This window comes from Paenibacillus sp. FSL W7-1332, from assembly GCF_037969785.1.
In the GTDB taxonomy this organism is placed as follows: Bacteria; Bacillota; Bacilli; order Paenibacillales; family Paenibacillaceae; genus Paenibacillus_AQ.
The window spans coordinates 3,570,655-3,587,945 of record NZ_CP150209.1; the positions used below are offsets into that span (position 1 = coordinate 3,570,655).

Annotated in this window: 18 protein-coding genes and 1 pseudogene; 3 read left to right on the forward strand and 16 right to left on the reverse strand. The window is 43.3% G+C overall.

Features of this window, described 5'->3' with window-relative positions:
- The first annotated feature begins 10 nt into the window (after positions 1-10).
- The gene (locus tag MKX98_RS15885; RefSeq protein WP_194542642.1) at positions 11-931 is read left to right on the forward strand and encodes a TIGR03943 family protein; all 921 of its coding nucleotides are present in this window, start codon (positions 11-13) and stop codon (positions 929-931) included.
- Positions 932-1,124: 193 nt separating this feature from the next.
- Here the strand turns inward: MKX98_RS15885 and MKX98_RS15890 are convergent.
- The 10 genes and pseudogenes from MKX98_RS15890 to MKX98_RS15935 all read right to left on the reverse strand — a co-directional run.
- Positions 1,125-1,331, reverse strand: a pseudogene (locus MKX98_RS15890) (Rrf2 family transcriptional regulator); the annotation flags it as partial.
- A gap of 42 nt (positions 1,332-1,373) precedes the next feature.
- Positions 1,374-2,171, reverse strand: a complete 798-nt coding sequence (locus MKX98_RS15895) for a dipeptide/oligopeptide/nickel ABC transporter ATP-binding protein (RefSeq protein ID WP_194542644.1) — start codon at positions 2,169-2,171, stop codon at positions 1,374-1,376.
- Between the two features lie 29 nt (positions 2,172-2,200).
- On the reverse strand, positions 2,201-3,028 hold the full coding sequence (locus MKX98_RS15900; protein WP_339224047.1) for an ABC transporter ATP-binding protein: 828 nt from the start codon (positions 3,026-3,028) through the stop codon (positions 2,201-2,203).
- A complete protein-coding gene (locus tag MKX98_RS15905) occupies positions 3,025-3,870 on the reverse strand; it encodes an ABC transporter permease subunit (protein ID WP_339224048.1) in 846 nt (281 codons plus the stop codon). The genes MKX98_RS15900 and MKX98_RS15905 overlap by 4 nt, the downstream gene beginning before the upstream one ends.
- Complete coding sequence (gene nikB / locus MKX98_RS15910) at positions 3,867-4,757, reverse strand: nickel ABC transporter permease (RefSeq protein ID WP_339224050.1); 891 nt, start codon at positions 4,755-4,757, stop codon at positions 3,867-3,869. Before nikB ends, MKX98_RS15905 begins: the two co-directional genes overlap by 4 nt.
- A gap of 72 nt (positions 4,758-4,829) precedes the next feature.
- Entirely contained in the window at positions 4,830-6,449 is a 1,620-nt protein-coding gene (gene nikA / locus MKX98_RS15915) for a nickel ABC transporter substrate-binding protein (protein ID WP_339224052.1), read from the reverse strand.
- Positions 6,450-6,475: 26 nt separating this feature from the next.
- On the reverse strand, positions 6,476-7,168 hold the full coding sequence (locus MKX98_RS15920; protein ID WP_233354874.1) for a class I SAM-dependent methyltransferase: 693 nt from the start codon (positions 7,166-7,168) through the stop codon (positions 6,476-6,478).
- 148 nt (positions 7,169-7,316) lie between these two features.
- Positions 7,317-8,264, reverse strand: coding sequence for a GTP cyclohydrolase FolE2 (gene folE2, locus MKX98_RS15925; protein ID WP_339224056.1), 948 nt, complete (start codon positions 8,262-8,264; stop codon positions 7,317-7,319).
- A 25-nt stretch (positions 8,265-8,289) separates the two neighbouring features.
- Entirely contained in the window at positions 8,290-9,318 is a 1,029-nt protein-coding gene (locus MKX98_RS15930; RefSeq protein ID WP_339224460.1) for a GTP-binding protein, read from the reverse strand.
- A gap of 22 nt (positions 9,319-9,340) precedes the next feature.
- Positions 9,341-9,712, reverse strand: a complete 372-nt coding sequence (locus MKX98_RS15935; protein WP_259445283.1) for a (2Fe-2S) ferredoxin domain-containing protein — start codon at positions 9,710-9,712, stop codon at positions 9,341-9,343.
- 236 nt (positions 9,713-9,948) lie between these two features.
- Between MKX98_RS15935 and MKX98_RS15940 the strand changes: the two genes are divergently transcribed.
- Together MKX98_RS15940 and sufU are read left to right on the forward strand one after the other, a co-directional pair.
- Entirely contained in the window at positions 9,949-10,950 is a 1,002-nt protein-coding gene (locus tag MKX98_RS15940; protein WP_194542653.1) for a GTP-binding protein, read from the forward strand.
- 144 nt (positions 10,951-11,094) lie between these two features.
- Positions 11,095-11,544: a Fe-S cluster assembly sulfur transfer protein SufU gene (sufU, locus tag MKX98_RS15945; RefSeq protein WP_233355104.1), complete on the forward strand. Its 450-nt coding sequence runs from the start codon at positions 11,095-11,097 to the stop codon at positions 11,542-11,544.
- 47 nt (positions 11,545-11,591) lie between these two features.
- Here sufU and MKX98_RS15950 read toward each other — a convergent pair whose 3' ends face one another.
- The 6 genes from MKX98_RS15950 to MKX98_RS15975 form a co-directional block, all read right to left on the reverse strand.
- Complete coding sequence (locus tag MKX98_RS15950) at positions 11,592-12,050, reverse strand: Fur family transcriptional regulator (RefSeq protein WP_194542655.1); 459 nt, start codon at positions 12,048-12,050, stop codon at positions 11,592-11,594.
- A 165-nt stretch (positions 12,051-12,215) separates the two neighbouring features.
- Positions 12,216-13,070, reverse strand: a complete 855-nt coding sequence (locus MKX98_RS15955; RefSeq protein ID WP_194542656.1) for a class I SAM-dependent methyltransferase — start codon at positions 13,068-13,070, stop codon at positions 12,216-12,218.
- A 30-nt stretch (positions 13,071-13,100) separates the two neighbouring features.
- Positions 13,101-13,808 (reverse strand): ABC transporter ATP-binding protein, encoded by a 708-nt coding sequence (locus MKX98_RS15960; protein ID WP_339224058.1) that lies wholly within the window; start codon positions 13,806-13,808, stop codon positions 13,101-13,103.
- Between the two features lie 78 nt (positions 13,809-13,886).
- Entirely contained in the window at positions 13,887-14,993 is a 1,107-nt protein-coding gene (locus tag MKX98_RS15965) for an iron ABC transporter permease (RefSeq protein ID WP_233354876.1), read from the reverse strand.
- Positions 14,990-16,165 (reverse strand): ABC transporter substrate-binding protein, encoded by a 1,176-nt coding sequence (locus MKX98_RS15970; RefSeq protein ID WP_233354877.1) that lies wholly within the window; start codon positions 16,163-16,165, stop codon positions 14,990-14,992. The genes MKX98_RS15965 and MKX98_RS15970 overlap by 4 nt, the downstream gene beginning before the upstream one ends.
- Before the next feature lie 84 nt (positions 16,166-16,249).
- Entirely contained in the window at positions 16,250-17,017 is a 768-nt protein-coding gene (locus tag MKX98_RS15975) for a methyltransferase domain-containing protein (RefSeq protein ID WP_339224061.1), read from the reverse strand.
- Positions 17,018-17,291 lie beyond the last annotated feature (274 nt).

Genomic DNA, 17,291 nt, shown 5'->3' on the forward strand with positions numbered 1-17,291 from the left:
AGTGTATTAAGTGAAACATCAGCGAAATGAAGCCGTCCATTATTGGATACGGGCGATCATCCTGCTCAGTTTTTTATGTTTTATTGTCTATCTCGTCAAGACGGGGACGTTAATGTATTATATTGCACCCAGAATGAAAATCTTTATCCAGTTAGCTGCAGTCGGGCTTTTTCTTCTCAGTGTTAGTCAATCATACCTGGCCATGCAAACTGCCCGAAAACGCAGTGTCATGTGTGAGTGCCAATGCAATCCGCCGAAATCCCTTAAATGGAATGTTGGGATTTATTCATTGTTCATCTTTCCGTTGCTGCTGGGAGTTCTCCTTCCCAATACCATCATGGCTAGTAATGTCGCTTCGATAAAAGGGATGAATTTAACCCCCGCTCGACTGGATGCGGAGTTGCAAAAAGACGTTCCGTCAGATGAACCCGAAGGAATGGATTCGTTCGATGCTGAACAAGAAATTCCGATGGAACCTGAACCGTTTCCCGAATATGAGCATTTAGAGGACTTTGCGGAGTTTGGCAAGAAAATCAACGAGCTTCCTTATATCACCGTAAATGACACTGGTTTTATGGAATACCTAACAACTTTCAGTCTATACGCTGACGCTCTTACCGGAAAGAAGGTTGAGCTTACAGGGTTTGTCTATCGGGAACCCGATATGGCCGCTAATCAGTTTATCCTCTCCAGGTTGGCCGTCCAATGTTGTTCTGCTGACGCCACTCCCTACGGGATCATCGTTGAAGATGATGCTGCTGCCACTTTGCAGAAAGACACATGGGTTCAAATAACGGGAACAATCGGAAAAACAAACTACAATAATCTTGACGTCGTGAAAGTGGATGGAAAATATATTCAACGGATCGATGCTCCGGAGACTCCTTATGTCTACCCTTACGTTGACAATTTTAACAACCTACTGGATTAGTAATACCGGTAAGTTGATCATCTATCATTTGAAATACACTAAAAACGAGCCCTTAGAGAATTTCTCGAAGGCTCGTTATGCGTTTATTATTTGAAGGAAGGTTGGTGCCCGGCCACAACCTTTCAATAAAGCACAGATATAATATATTCTATCTACTCTGTATTGACATCCCACATTTCCGCTGTTTTTTTGCACGTTTAAGCCTATAACCTCCATTAACGCCAGAAGTCAATTCAACCATTCCGGCCTTAACCAGGTTAGATAGTATTTTAGATAAGTATGATGGTGATACTCGCTGCTTTTCAGCGAGTTGCTGAACCCCTACTGGTTTGTCTAGAGGTGATATACTTAGAAACAACATCGTATGAAGAGCATAATTCGTCGCCTTGGAAAATTTCATTTAATCACCACTGGTTTCGTATTTGACGAAATCGCATCAGATTCAGACCCTGTCCTCTGGATGCATCACCAACATTGAATTAAGCAATTTTAAAGCAGCGGGGTGTGAAAACTGTTCGATTTTTTTGGCGTCTGCCTCGTCAACAATTGTACCTTCCTGCATAACCAGCAAACGGTCGCAGAAAAAACACGCGGCCTTAATATCATGAGTTATAAACAGATAAGAGATACCGAAACTATTTTTCAATTCATTCAACAAAGACAAAATCGCGGATTGCGTAATAACATCCAGGCTACTGATGGCTTCATCCAGTACGATTAATTTTGGGTTTACTGAGATCGCACGTGCGATCGCCAGACGCTGTTGCTGTCCACCACTAAATTGATGGGGATAATGATCAATAGACACAGGATCAAGACCTACTTTATCCAGCAACATGCGAGCATGCGCCTTTGCTTCTTTTCTATCCATTTTGACAAAGTTAAGTAAGGGTTCGACTACAATGTCTCCCGCCTTTAACCTCGGATTCATGGATGACAAGCTGTTCTGAAAAACGGCTTGCATGTATCTACGATATGGAAACCGCTGCTTTTGACTCATTTTGTTCCATTTTTTACTCATGAAGAATATTTCGCCGGAGTCCGGCTGGTCCAGTGCCAGAATTAATCTGCTTAAAGTGCTTTTACCGCATCCGGACTCACCCACCAGACCGACACATTCCTCCTCTTTAATCGTGAGCGAAGCTCGGTTAACCGCACAGAATCGTTTTCCATTGCTCCAAGGGCTTCTAGATTCCAGCTGATACGTTTTAGAAACTTCACTTACTTCTAAAACATTCATTCGTATCTTATATGCCTCCTATCTAAAGGTTAACAATCCAGCGAAGGCCTAAAGTCTATTCTGGCATGCAATAAACGTCGGGTGTATTCATGCTTAGGCGAATCAAACAGCTGTTTGCAAGGTGCCAATTCAACAACTTCTCCTTTCTGCATAACTGCCACCGAATCAGCCATTTCAGCAATTACGTCAAGATCATGCGTAACGATTACAATGGCCGCCCCCGTCTCTTGCCTTAAGACTGTCAACTCATTCAAAATAAGCTTGCGATTGCTTGCATCCAAACCGGTTGTCGGCTCATCGGCAATGATCAATTCCGGTTTCATAGCCATCGTTATTCCGATCATCACTCGCTGCAGCATGCCCCCGCTCAACTGGAACGGATACAGCTTCAGAATCTGCATAGGACGAGGCAGGCCGACCTTAATCAGATACTCTTCCGCTAATTGGGAGGCCTCTCGTTTATTCAATTTCATATGAGTCCTAAACGTTTCGATCATGTGTGCACCTATGGTTCGTAGCGGATTAAACGCAACCCTTGGATTCTGCATGATCATGGAGAATGTTGTTCCTCGAAGCCTTCGGTGTTCTCTAGCTGAGAGCGCAACAATATCCGCTTCCTTGAACCAGATATGACCTTTCGTAATCCGAAATTCTTCGGGCAAAAGTCCCATAAGCGCCATGCATAATGTGGTTTTACCGCTGCCGCTCTCCCCCACAATACCAAGTACGCTGTCCGCGGAAATTGATAGATTGACGTGATCGACAACCCGTTTGTGATATCCCTTCTTCATTTCGACGGATAATTGCTCGATTTTAATGGATGAAGCTGTTTCTCTTGATAAACCGTTTTGTATCATAATTTCTCCTTGGGATCGTACAACGTTCGAAGTCTGTCCCCGATTAGGTTAAAGGCAATAACAGAAAGCAAAATCGCTAATCCGGGATACATCATAAGCAAAGGATGGCGCCACACATAGTCTTTCCCTTCATTGATCATCATGCCCCATTCCGCTTGTGGTGCTTGTATTCCCAGCCCCAGAAACGTTAGTCCCGTCATGTCGAGGATGACGCCTCCCGTCTCCAGCAGCGCCAGCACTGATACAGGAATAACGATATTCGGAAGGATATGTTTCAATAGTATTTGCAGATAATTGGAACCAGACACGATGGCTGCTTGGACGAAATCGCTCTCTCTCAACGACAGAACAATCCCCCGAACGAATCGTGCATAGTAAATCCACTGTGAAAAAATCATGGCTATCAGCAAATTTGAGAACCCGGAACCCAACACGCCTACAAGTGCAAATGCTAACACTAGTGTCGGGAAGGCAAGAAAAATATCGCAACACCTTATGAAGGCACGATCCAGCCACCCTCCTTTTAAAGAGAAAAAAGCACCCATCACCGTTCCTGAAACAACACTGCATGTTACAACAATGAGTGCTCCACCCAAAGAATAACGTATCGCAATAAGAAGCCTGGAAAGAATGCATCGGCCCAAGTGGTCTGTCCCCAAAGGGTATGTCCAAGAGGGCGGGCTAAACTGGATTGATAAATCAACCAGATAAGGATCATGGGGGACAATCCAAGGAGCCAATGCTCCGGCAACCCCCATGAAAATCAAGAATAAAAATCCTGCACCAGCAAGTCCCAGGCGGATCCTTAGAGAAATGCGAGTTCCCGATGTAATCGAAATCATCTGTCAATCCCACGCTCCTCGCTTTGTTCCAATCTTGGATCAATCCATCGTTGTAGTAAATCGACCAATAAATTTATAAAGACATAGACAACAGCCATAAGCAAAACATAACACTGGATCACCGGATAGTCACGATTAGAAATGGATTCAATCAAGTATCGGCCCATGCCTGGCCAGCTAAACATTTGCTCTACGATAACCGTTCCCCCTAGCATATTCCCCAGGCTAATTCCCATTACTGCAAGCAAAGGTGAAAACGCATTACGTAACACATGATGAATAAGAATGAAGCCTTCCTTCAGCCCACGTACTTTTGCGTATAGCACGTAAATCTCTCGCAATTGATCGAGTAGCCGACTGCGTAACAAACGGGTGAACACTGCAGTTTGGGCAAGCGCGAGCGTAATGGATGGAAGAAGTAAATGCATTAAACCACCTTTTCCCTGGAAAGGCAGCCAGTCCAGCTTGAGCGAAAAAAAGTATATGAGGATGAAGCCTAACCAAAACCGCGGGATGGCAGTCCCGACATAGATAAATATGGCGGTAGCTCGATCGATCCAACGATTGGGAAACAATGATGATAGAAGGCCGAGTGGTAAACTGATCATCACCGTAAGTAGCATGGCCGACAACGCCAATTGTATCGTAGCTAGAAATTTCTCTGCGATTTCTGAAGAGATCGGGAGTTTACTTACATAAGATACTCCAAAATCCAGTTTCACTATATTAGAGATCCACATCCAGTACTGGATATATAAAGGTTGATCCAATCCAAGCTGGGAACGCACCTCGGCAATCGCTTCTTCAGTTGCATTCAGGTTAGATTGTCGAAGGATGACCTCAGCAGGCTCTACCGGTACAAGTCGGACAAGCAGAAAAGTTAGCACAGATACCCCTATGAGAATTAAAGGGAGTGCAGATAGTCGTCTCCAAACAAATCTCCGCATTAACTTCTCCGTCTATGGCCGCAGATCAATGGATTCAAAAGGAAACTTGTACTTTGAAGCGGTTGGTTCAACTCCGATCCATTTCTTTTGGTAAAGTGCAATATTGGCCTCATACGAAATAGGATAAAATACTGCTTCCTCGTGAATCTGGAATAAAATATCAGCATACATACTTCTTCGTTCTTCTTCATCTTTGCTTATAAGAACCTTATTAATCTCTTGGTCCATTTCCTGTTTCTGAGGCAGGTTTGAGAAGGCTTCAAAAATTCCGTCAGCCGTTGGATTCGCGATTACAGTAACAAAATTATGTGGATCGTTAGGCGCTCCGTAGCTGGACCAGAAATTCATATTGGCTTCTCCGCTTTTAAGCATTTGCAAGCCAAGCATGACTTCAACGCCTTGAATCTCCACCTTAATTCCTACCTTAGCCAAATCACCTTGGATTACTTCAGCCATCTGCTTCTGAACCGCTTCCGTGCTAATATAAACAAACTTCAATACCAATGGCTTCCCGTCTTTCATTCTCACTCCCGATGATGGATCAATTATCCATCCAGCTTCATCCAATAAATTGCCCGCTTTAGCCGGATCGTACTCAATCGGCTTCAGATCCAGGTTAGCATACGGAATATTTCTCCCGAGAGCTGTTTCAGCGTTAAGCTCCGTTCCCTTCGTCACGCTTTCAATCATCGAAGCCTTGTCAATTGCGTATTGAATGGCCTGGCGAACTGGCAGTTCCGAAGTTGCCCCTTTCAGCGTGTTTAAAATAATCGCACGGGTCGTCAGGCCATCCGAAAGAGAGACGCCGTACTTGCCGGATTCTTTCAAGTGAAGGAAGCTGTCTCTGCTGATGACGCCTCGTCCGTATATCAAATCGATATCCCCTTTTTCGAAAGCCAGCACAATGGATTCCTGATCCGGAATAATTTTGACCGTTATTTGCTCCAGCTTAGGTTTTTGTCCCCAATAATGTTCATTGCGCTTGAAAACCGCATATTCATCTTTTTTGTACTCTTTTAACGCCCATGGCCCTGTTCCTACCGGCTTAACAATGGTTTCGGATGTTTTCCCGTCAGCGGGGAAACCAGCCTCTCCCAGGAAACGAAACGGCCGAACAAAGGACAGATCCTGAAGAACAGGATAATAATAATCCTTCAAGAGCAGACGTACGGAAAGATCATCTACTTTTTTAACGTGATCGATATGCTTCATGATACCGATCCAACTGTGCCGACTTTTATTTGCCATTATGGCATCAAAATTACGAATGATATTATCGGCTGTCAGACTTGTGCCATCGGAAAACTTGACCCCTGGGCGAAGATGGAAGGTGTAAGTCAGTCCATCTTCGGAAATGTCCCAGCTCTCTGCTAGACTGGGTTTGATTTTTCCATCTTCACCATAAGTAACTAGCGAATCATAGATCATGGACTGAGCAAACATCTCGCTTGGTGCATATAAATGCGGATTGAGCGGACCAATATCATTAGGCCATGCCAAAGTAAGCGCTTTGTCGGACGATGTGGCTCCCTGACTTACAGATTGGGTTCCAGTGCTGGAACAGCCCGCCAAGAATATGACAGCGAGGAACAACACCAGTTTTTTCTTGACTCCTAACCCATGGTTTTTCATTTGATCAAAAACGTCCTTTCTTTCTTCTAGATTGGTGCTACAAAGCGAAATAAATAGGCCTCTTCGTATTCATATTGAATTCGGTCCCGGACGTTTCTGAAAAAACGTTCCTTGTTGGAAAGCTGAACATACATGTCGGGAGTCAGCCGTGTAATACCTACTTCAAAACCTTCTGAAAAGAAGGCTGAAGCAATATCATCCAGTGCATGAAGATTCATAGGTAGCATACTGTTACTGTCAATTTTCTTGCGCATATAAGGGAGGCTTGGATTCTTGCTGTAATCACTATAGCTAGCATAGTAGACTCCCCCGGGCTTTAAAGCAGCTTTGATTTTATATGCATGCTCCTGAAGGTCGGATATTAAGTAAATTACAGCTGTGCTGACGGCAAGATCAAAGCGATGACCCCACTGCTCAGGGGATGCCGTAGCTTCATATTGAAGGGGTAAATCCCCTTTGCGTTCATTAGCAACCTGAATTGATTCCTTTCCTAGATCTGTACCCACTCCTTCCCTGAAAGGATACTGTGAATAAAGATACCTGAGAAATCCTCCTTGATTACACCCGAAATCCAACACCGAAAAATCGTTGATCTTTTCCTTCTCAAGAATTTTATCGATTATCTTATTCCAGAAGGTTCGATGACTTTCTTCCATCAGTTGTTCGCTCTCGGTTGGCGCATTCCACCATTTGTTATACAACTGTTCCTTATTCAACACTCTCTCCTCCTTAATAGGCACTTAAATGTAATTATTACGATTATAGGCGACAACATATGCTTACATGGTGAGGTATTACGGAGTATGATCACCATCAAACTAATTTCGCTAGTATTATTTCGTCAACTATAATCACACCTCGTTGCTCTCATACGTTTTCAGTGTCAGGGTAAACTTTAATTTGCTTGAGTTTGTCAAACACAATACGCGCTACTGCATCGTGTTGATGAATGGATTCCTCATTACGGCAATCGATACTAAAATTACGAACCCAGTCCTTTTCATAAAGATCCGCCGCTACAAGCCGAACAATATCTTCCACAAAACGCGGATTTTCATATGCATGCTCTGTAACATGTTTCTCATCTGGGCGCTTTAAAATCGGGTGTAGGCAACTACTTGCATTGCTCTCTGCTGCTTCCAAAAGCTCTTCTTTCCACTGTTCGGGAAGTGACTCACCATCGTAGCCCTCCACCTCAATGCGTAATAAACCACGTTGGTTATGGGCACTATACTCGCTAATTTCTTTTGAGCAAGGACATAATGTCGTAATTTGTATCTCCAATTGGGCTTTTAGAACAGCTACATTGCCAGTCTCCCATTTCACAGTAACGGATGCTTGGGAATGGCTTAAACCCATTAACCCACTTACTGGTGCCTGACGTTCATAGAACCATGGATATGATACTTTCAATTCAGCTTTCCTTTGGTCCATTCTCTTCGAAAGACGTTTCGTCAACTCAATGAGATCAGGAATTTTGTCACTGAGTCCCAATTCTCTACTGTTCTGAAGTTGTTCAATGAGCCGGCTCATATTAATTCCTTTATTCTCCCTTTCGAGAGATGTCGAGAGTCGAAAATTTCCAATACTCGAAAATCTTTGAGGAGTTATGGAAGACACAACTTCAATAGGATATTTCAAATTATCGATTCCAACCTGCTCCAATTCAAACAAAAAATCGTTTCTGCTATTCTGTATATCCTGCATTTCTTCCTTGACCACGGGTTTCTTTCCTTTGACCGGATCCACTGTACCAAATAATTGAAGTCGTTCATGTTTCGATGGAAGTAAAAGAGAATCTCCTTTTTTATTCATTGTCATAATATCCCTACCTGGTTATTTATTTGGCACTGCAGGTTACACACTGTTCCAACAGCCCTTTTAGCTCATTCTTAGGAAACTGCTCTCCTATAAATACAGCTACATCTTGAACCTTTCCTTGCGGATTAATCGGAATAAGTTCTAACTGCCTGTATGCGAATTGAAACAACATACGCTGTCCGGTACCTGCCTCCGTAAAAATGCCTTTTGCACGGTAAACGCTCTCTGGAAGTTCTCTTATGATTTGTTCAAAACCACTCCTGTCTATGTAATTTTGAAAGTAATGCGTATAAACCATAACGTGATCGTAAGAATGATGATGCACATGAGCGGCATTTTGAGAATGCTGATCATGGTGACTATGGTTACATACAGATTGCTGATGTGTATTCTCTTGATATGATTCCTCAAGAGAAATAGGAAAAGTATCTTCTAGAAAAATTGTATCCAACACGGAATAATCGATTTGACAATGAACGGTATCATATAGTAATGCATTAGGATTTATTGATTCAATAATCTTTCTCAGCTCGTTCAAGTCTGAAATATGAATAAGATCCGATTTGTTGAGCAGTAAAACGGATGCACATCGGATTTGATCTCTCATGAGATGATAGGTCTTTCCAGACCCTTTCCGATACCAATGTTGAAAATGTCCGGCATCTAGCACTGTAATCATCGCGTAGATATCAATTGGAATCAATAGTGCTGCCTCTGTTACCGCCTCAAAGATATCGATCGGGTTCGCCACACCAGTAGCTTCAATGATGATTAGATCTGGCGACGATTCCTGCACCAGTTTTTGGATTTCCATTCCCAAATCACCACTTATTGTGCAGCAGATACAACCACTTAACATTTCTCGCAACGGAACATCCTCATTTACAAGCTGACCATCCAGGTTGACATCGCCAACTTCATTCATGATGATGGCAGGACGCACTCCTTTTTTCTCATAAAAATTTAGCAATTTAGATAGTAATGTCGTTTTACCGCTCCCCAGAAAACCAGACAAAACAACAACAGGAACCTTTTTCACCCATATCACCTTCTTAAAGTCATTATATTTTTTAATTATCAGCCGCTGGAGCTTTATCTTTACCTTTAACGGAAAGACCAGACGCAATGAATTTGCTGTCAAACGAATATACCTTGAGCTCCTCCAAACAATCTCCTGAAAGATGTCTTCGCACAAGCTCTCTGCCAAGGTCAGGGGTTATAGATTTATACCATGTTCCTTCTGGGTAAGCAATTACGACACAAGCGTCCGCACATCGACCATTACACCGAGTACGTGTAGTATGAATGAAATTGTCAGCTCCTAGCGTAGTAATTTCATCCCGGATTGCTTCCGTCACTTCTTCGGCATTCAGCTTCATGCAACTACCGCCATTACATATAAGTAAATGACAGCGAGTCTCATTTAAATTCCAAGTCGTCATAGAACATCTCCTTCTCTAGCGATACATATTACTGAGGAGGTTGAACACCTACCCTGTCTTAATTGTAATTATTACGATTATACACACGTATAAAGTATGTTTCAATCTTTAATTGGATCTTGTTATGAATCTGAAGAAGTTTTCAAAGTGCTGTTTGACAAAAGAAAAACGGAGTTCTATACTTGTCTTAATTGTAATATTTACAATTAAGATTTCTGTCTCGAGGAGTGATTCTTATGTCAATTCAACAGACCGACCCACGTATTCCCGTCACGGTACTGACAGGTTTTCTCGGAGCCGGTAAAACGACCTTACTAAATCATGTATTAACAGCGGAGCATGGCGAAAAAATAGCGGTCATTGTCAATGAGTTCGGTGAAGTTGGTATCGACAACCAACTTGTTGTAGGAGCGGATGAAGAAATCTTTGAAATGAACAATGGCTGTATCTGCTGTACGGTACGAGGTGATCTCATTCGTATTCTTAATCAGCTTAGGGATGCGAAGCTGGGTAATGGTGATCGCAAAGCAGATTTTGAACGTGTGCTCATCGAGACGACAGGTTTGGCAGATCCTGGCCCGGTTGCGCAGACCTTCTTTGTCGACCCTGAAATAGCTGATTTTTATAAGCTGGATGCGATTGTTACGGTTGTGGACGCAAAGCATGTTGAGCAGCATTTGGACGACGGACATGAAGCTCAGGAACAAGTCGCCTTTGCTGACGTACTTTTGCTGAACAAAACGGATCTTGTTTCAGAAGACGAACTACAGAGGTTGGAACGTCGCCTTCGTACCATGAACTCGGCAGCCAAGCTATATCATACCCAGCAGTCCAAAATTGACATTAACCAAATTCTCGGGATAGGTGCTTTTGATTTAGAGAAGAAGCTGGAGATCGAACCTGGATTTCTGGAAGAAGAGCATGATCATGAACATGACGATGAAGTAACCTCTATTTTCTTTCGGGAAACTCGACCTCTCGACTTAAAGAAAGTCGAACGTTTTCTCAATGAATGGTTGGTAGACCATGGCGTAGACACATTCCGATATAAAGGCGTTTTCAACATTAAGGGAGTCAAGAAACGAGTCGTTTTTCAGGGCATTCATATGCTGTTCAGTTCATATCCTGACAGGGACTGGAGACCAGATGAAGTGCCAACCAGCGAATTCGTGGTGATCGGTCGAAATCTTGACGAGAACTGGTTCCATGAACAGTTTGCTGGTTGTGTAGCCACTTAAGACATAATCGATTTAACCAAAAAGACCTCTCAGCCGTAGGTCTGTGCCATTTCCAGCTGAGAGGTCTATTATATTCATCAGGTTTTTTGTTGAAAAATAATTAATCCTAATTGTAACTATCCAGGGAGAGTGATGGAATTGAAAATGGACGAACTTTATAAGCAGCTTATCATCGATCATTATAGACATCCCCGAAATTATGGTGAAATAAACGACATGTCTTCCATTCGATTATTTTATAAAAACCCCACATGTGGGGATACGATTGTATTATATCTACTAGTCGATCAAGGGCAGATCCATGATATTAAGTTTGAAGGTAACGGGTGCTCCATTAGTATGGCCTCCTGTTCCATGATGACATCAGCTGTTAAAGGACGGTCTTTAGAGGAGGCGGAAAATCTCACCCGTCTGTTCTCCTCCATGATCACGATCGGGATCTCCCCGGAAGATGAGGCCCTGGAAGAATCACTTTCGTTACTAGGGGTTCATTCGTTTAGGGCTCGGCATAACTGTGCGCTAATGGGATGGCAGGCATTGCGCAAAGTTATTAATCAGTATAAGAATGATGACTCCCCACCACAACAAGTTTAAAAGCATGGTTCCTCGGACGGGACCATGCTTAATGAATATCATTTCTTCTATTCCATAGTCTCTTCTTTCTCCAGTGCCTGGCATACTTCACATATCCCATAGACCTCAAATCGATGTCGCAAGACTCTGTAGTCCCCAGGTAATTCAAGACCATGATCCATTGGGCAGTAGTCAAAGGGAAGCGTTTTTTCACAATTGACGCAAATCAGATGATGATGGTGGTGAGTCAGGCAGTTCTCTTTGAATTTTAAACCTCCGTCCATAAAGTAGAAATGTTCCAAAACCCCCATCTCACTTAACATACGAAGATTACGATAAACTGTATCCAGACTCATGCTTGGGTAATGAACGGACATTTGATCGTAGACATCTTTGGGCGATAAATAGCCATCGTGATCGGCGAAAATTTGGGCTAATGTTCTTCGTTGTTCCGTCACTCTCCATCCATTTCGCGCCATGGTATTCAACATATCTTTAACTTTGGTTTTGTTCTCCTTCATAAACATACGTTCCCTTCCTCAGTATACAAAACATCCAGCAAAATACCGTCGCTCCGTTTTGAAAAAGACTTATCTTTTTATTTTAACAAGAAAGAAGGAAAATGTCATATGTAGTGATTGGAGTGCAGGTGAAATTAGCCCCTCAGTGAGTTTATAACCAAACCACATGCGCTAATTTTTTTTGAAAATCATCTCTTCGGGCCTCCAATAGAGAAGCGCTGCCTTAAAACGATGTTTGTACAACAAAATGCCGTTCTCTTCCGTAACAAACTGTCTGAGAATCTTTTCCGTTGCTTTTCGGTCATAGTTAGCTTCCAAAATAACGCCTAAATTGTCCTTCAGCAGCTGTTCTTCATTCTCATAGCGATAGATTCTTTCCAAATTTACAATTTTGCAATTTACATCGATACCAAGTTCATACAGAAGATTGGTTAAATAGATATAGTCCCGTCGCTGAAATTTGACTTTGTAACCAAGCTCTTGATGGATCTCCCACAAATGTGGTTTTTCAGGCCCGGTTGTCAGCCCGATAATCGCCCACCGTTTGGAAGAGTTATTCATATTTAGAAGCGCCCGATCGATCTCCTGCATCCGATAATAACAATTGATCCCAAAAACAACATCAAACTGTTTTTTTGGTACAGAGTCTTCCCATTTAGAATGAATGAACCGTATATTTTGGTGACCTTGCCGCTTGGTATCCTTCTTTAAATGATTGAGTACACTACGTGAACTGTCCACGCAAACAAGCGAGGATGCTTTATCAGCAGCAGCAAAGGTATAGTTCCCCCATCCCGGTCCAATCTCCAAGACGTCATCGGTAGGCTCGATAAATTGAAGAAGCTCTCGCCGAATATCAGCTGCATAGTCATCCAATGCATCTGTTTTTTTGGGAATAAATCCTTCCCAGAAGGATTCCTCCTTGGCATCGTCGCTCATTCGCTCCGGCAGATTGCCGTTCCAATCCTTCATCCCTTCCAGCCATAGCTGCTTAAAATTCATATCAAAGCGGACGCCGTGATACATATTTAGTTTCCCCCTCTATTCCTCACTCGGTTAAGTCCATACCGGCTCAACCGCAGTCATTTTCAATCCGTATTTTGCAGAGGCAACCTCCACTTTTACGCCGTAAACCGTCTCCATATTTGTACAGGTAAACACCTCCTCAGGTCGACCGGAAGCATACACTTCCCCGTCCTTGAGCATGTATATTTCATCCGAATACCGAGCAGCCAGCTCTAGATCGTGTAAAATCAGGATCACTAGGATGCCCGAATGTTTTGAGAGCTTGCGTACTAGCTCCAACACTTCGAGTTGATGGCGAATATCGAGTGCTGAAGTCGGCTCATCCAGTAATAGCAAATCCGGCTGTTGTGCCAACGCGCGGGCTATCCAAACTTTTTGCCGCTCTCCCCCGCTTAGCTCGTCCAGATAACGCGTTGTATAGTGATCCAGATGAAGGTCGGACAGGAGGGTGCCCACAATATGAAGATCTTCTGATGACACTCCCCATCGAATGTACGGCTTTCGCCCGAGCATGACCGTTTCCATGACAGTCAGCGGAAAACCGGATGCCGTATGCTGAGGAACGTAAGCTTGAATTTTAGCCAAATCTCTGGGTTTGAGGGAATATACGTCTTTTCCCCTAAGCCAAACCGTTCCCTTCTTAGGCGGAAGAATGGAAGCGATGCTTTTGAGCAATGTCGTCTTCCCTGCGCCGTTAGGACCGACAATACTGACCACCCGGCCCTTTTCCAGATTCATGTGAATATTTCGTAATATGGAGTTTGAACGGTATCCAAATGACAAACCCGTTATTTGTAAAAACAAGACTTCCCCCTCCTAGGTCCAATACTCCCGGCGCTTCTTGACCAGTAAATAGATGAAAAATGGTGCGCCGAAGAAGGATGTTACAATTCCAACGGGGATTTCAATCGGCGTAAGGAGCAGCCGCGCCACCGTATCCGACGTAAGCAAGAGCAAGGCGCCGATCAAGCAAGAGCACGGTAATAAATATCTATAGTCGGTACCGATTATCATTCGGCTGATATGCGGGGCAACAAGCCCGATAAAACCGATAATGCCTGTAAAAGCAATGGTTGTTGATGCCAGAAGCGTCACCGTCACCAAGCAAACCCAGCGTATATGCTTCACTTTCACTCCGAGCGTGAGTGCTACCTCCTCCCCGGAGATGAGAGCATTCAAATCCCATGCATATTTCATCAAGACTAATAGCGCAAAGGCGGACAGCGGCAAGAGAATTTCCAGCACATGCCAACCGGAGCCCCAGAACCCCCCCATTAACCAAATAATCAGATCTTTAAGCGCATCGTTGTTGGAAAAATACTTAAGAGCCGATACGCCGGCCGAGAATAATTGACCAATCGCTACACCCGCGAGTAGCAAGACCGTAGTTGAGCTGTTTTTCATACGAGCAATACCGTATACAACTCCTACTGCCAAACACCCGAAGAGAAAAGCGTTAAAAGCAATCAGCCATGGTCCGCTGTGAACGAGGTTCATACCGAATACGCTAGTGCCCGCCACGATCGCAAGTGCGGCTCCGAAGGCTGCTCCACTTGAAACCCCCAGGGTAAACGGATCGGCTAGAGGATTACGCAGCAATGCCTGCATGATCGTACCCGCTGCGGCCAGCGATATACCGGTCACCACAGACATCAGGACTCGGGGGAGCCGAACCTCACGTACGATATACACATTCATTTCGTCAGCACCGGCGCCAGTCATCATTGCCCAGAGCTCTTGAAGGGGCACCGTCGCCGAGCCTTTGGTGATCGCTGCTCCTGCTGTAATGATCAATAAGATCAGAAGCAATATGAGCAGCAAGAGCTTACGTAATGATCTACCACGGTAAATCGATTCCATTTGACGATCTGAGGACATCGACTCCAATGGGATATCGTTGTGATGGATTGATTTTTCCATCATTCCGTCTCCTTAAACGAGTAGTACCAAATCCCTTGATAAGGAACATCCAGCCATTCTTCAAAATATTCCTTGGCATATGCTTCAGGATTAACATCTTCAAATAGGTCAGGATACAGCCACTTGGAAAGTTGCAAAACACCGATATATCGTTTGTCTGAACCAATAAAATTAGTATGAAAAAAATAAACTTCCCTGTCTTTGCCTGCATTCAACTTCTTCAAGGATGAAATTTTCATGATATTGGCGAACGCCTCATCAAGCGGTTTGGCATCCATCGTTTCGTACCCACCTAGCCAAGTACCATGTAGTGTAACGACATCAGGATTTCGTTTGAGCACATATTCTTCATCGACCATGATCGTTGTGGAAGCCTCCGCAGGATTCCATTGTAGATCGGCTGCATCTTTTCCACCCGCCAAAATTGTGGCGTAACCTTCACCTACGCCGGTCTTACCATCCAGTGACTGGCTTGGAAAAACTCGATAGCCGCCATTGGAGTTGAGAAAACCGGCTGACAGTGCCAGAACACTTTTTTTCTCACTTGTATCTATAGATTGAATTCGTTTTGCCGGAATACTTTCAATTTCATGCCTCCATTCCAGAAATTTAGCGGCCCTTTCTTCTTTACCGAACAGCTTACCCAGCAGTTTCCATTCTATATCCGTCTGCTCTGGCAAGTAATTGTTCATGCGTACGACCTTAATGCCAGCCGGCTCCAACTTTTCCTCCAGTTTTTGATCAGGCCGATTCGTGTAGGTGAATACCACTTCAGGCTTTAAGCTAAGTATCGCCTCCAAATTTACCTGTTCCGTTTCTCCAATGTCTGGCAATTTGTCAAAGCCAAGATAAGGATTGTGTTTGATCGTATTGTCACCAGTGGCCACTACGCGGTCTTCCGCTCCCAACAGTTTAATGGCTTCTGCTGTATTTCGATTAATAACGACGGTTTTCTGAACCGGGATATTTAGTGTAATTTCTTTGCCACTTGTATCGGTAAAGGTCCAACTTTTTAGTTCCGTATCTTTTTGTGAACTCAGCTGTTGACTTTCTTGATTTGTTACAATTGCATCATCATTATTGGTTGTCGAACATCCCGCTATAAGCAAAGTTAGAATCATTGCAAATGCGAGTCTAATGATAACGTTCGACAAGAATTTTATTTGAATAAACAAAGTGTGTCTCCTCCGGAATTTTAAATGTAATATTTACGATTAATGAACATCTAGCATGAAAAATAAATACTCTTAAGCATTCCTTTAACCTACGCTTTCCTTTCGATGACCAACCATAATCATTCGCGGTGAATGCCTCTTATCATAATGTTGTCCATCATAATTTCCGTAAATTATATCCAATGTAAGACCGACTTTTTTTAGCATATCTTCCAATTTCTCTGGACCATATAGCTTGACGCGTTCCGAATATCGACGAGTAAGATGGTTAGATCCTTGAACTACAATTTCCTTCATAACGAAACCGCTTAAAATGCGGCGGGTTTCCGAGATGAGGTTTCCCTCCTCTACCCGCTCCGAAAAAGGAACCAGGTGATCTGTTGTGTATTCTGCGTTTATATAATCGATAATGAACCGCCCTCCCGGTTTCAATGCCTTATGGATTTGCCGTAACACCGTTAACTGCTCGCTGTCCTCTTCAAAATAACCAAATGAGGTAAATAAATTGACAACGGCATCAAATCGCTCCTTAAACATCTTACTTTCTGGTAAAGCCCGCATATCGCATTCAACCCAATTTACAAGTTCATTAGGGTCGGAGGCCCTAGCTTCCTGGAGCAGCTCCGAGGAAAGATCCACACCTGTTACGCGATAGCCTGCACGTGCAAGTGACATTGCATGTCTCCCCATACCACAACATAGGTCGAGGATTTTACCTTGAGATGGAAGCTTCAGCCACTCCATCATTCTAAATACTTCTTTTTCAGCCTGGCGTCTATCCCTATGACGGTATATTAGCAAATAATCCTTGCCGAAACTCTCTTCGTACCATTTATGTAACGTCTTTTCCATTTATTCACTCTCCCTTGAGATATCAAAGTCACTTGTCATCCATACAAGGCCCCTTTATTCAGGCTAAACAAGATATCAGTTTCCTTAATTGTAATAATTACGATTAATTATCGAAAAAAGAATCGAGAAGACCTTGATTAATCGTAATATTTACAATTAAAGTCTACTTGCAATTTTATAATATGTCAACACTTCCCCCCTCATGAACACGTAGGGATTAAAAAAGCCTCCAAGCAGACATTCACATTGTCTGCCCGGAGGCGTTAGTATACAA

Bases quoted from the DNA above. Each gene is read 5' to 3' on its own strand.
- folE2 (WP_339224056.1), bottom strand. From the start codon at position 8,264: ATGAATAAAAAAGGAGATTCTCTTTTACTTCCATCGAAACATGAACGA.
- MKX98_RS15940 (WP_194542653.1), top strand. From the start codon at position 9,949: ATGTCAATTCAACAGACCGACCCACGTATTCCCGTCACGGTACTGACA.
- nikA (WP_339224052.1), bottom strand. From the start codon at position 6,449: ATGAAAAACCATGGGTTAGGAGTCAAGAAAAAACTGGTGTTGTTCCTC.
- MKX98_RS15975 (WP_339224061.1), bottom strand. From the start codon at position 17,017: ATGGAAAAGACGTTACATAAATGGTACGAAGAGAGTTTCGGCAAGGAT.
- sufU (WP_233355104.1), top strand. From the start codon at position 11,095: ATGGACGAACTTTATAAGCAGCTTATCATCGATCATTATAGACATCCC.
- MKX98_RS15895 (WP_194542644.1), bottom strand. From the start codon at position 2,171: ATGAATGTTTTAGAAGTAAGTGAAGTTTCTAAAACGTATCAGCTGGAA.
- MKX98_RS15965 (WP_233354876.1), bottom strand. From the start codon at position 14,993: ATGATGGAAAAATCAATCCATCACAACGATATCCCATTGGAGTCGATG.
- MKX98_RS15955 (WP_194542656.1), bottom strand. From the start codon at position 13,070: ATGTATCACGGCGTCCGCTTTGATATGAATTTTAAGCAGCTATGGCTG.
- MKX98_RS15900 (WP_339224047.1), bottom strand. From the start codon at position 3,028: ATGATACAAAACGGTTTATCAAGAGAAACAGCTTCATCCATTAAAATC.
- MKX98_RS15960 (WP_339224058.1), bottom strand. From the start codon at position 13,808: ATGAATCTGGAAAAGGGCCGGGTGGTCAGTATTGTCGGTCCTAACGGC.
- MKX98_RS15935 (WP_259445283.1), bottom strand. From the start codon at position 9,712: ATGACGACTTGGAATTTAAATGAGACTCGCTGTCATTTACTTATATGT.
- MKX98_RS15905 (WP_339224048.1), bottom strand. From the start codon at position 3,870: ATGATTTCGATTACATCGGGAACTCGCATTTCTCTAAGGATCCGCCTG.
- MKX98_RS15950 (WP_194542655.1), bottom strand. From the start codon at position 12,050: ATGTTTATGAAGGAGAACAAAACCAAAGTTAAAGATATGTTGAATACC.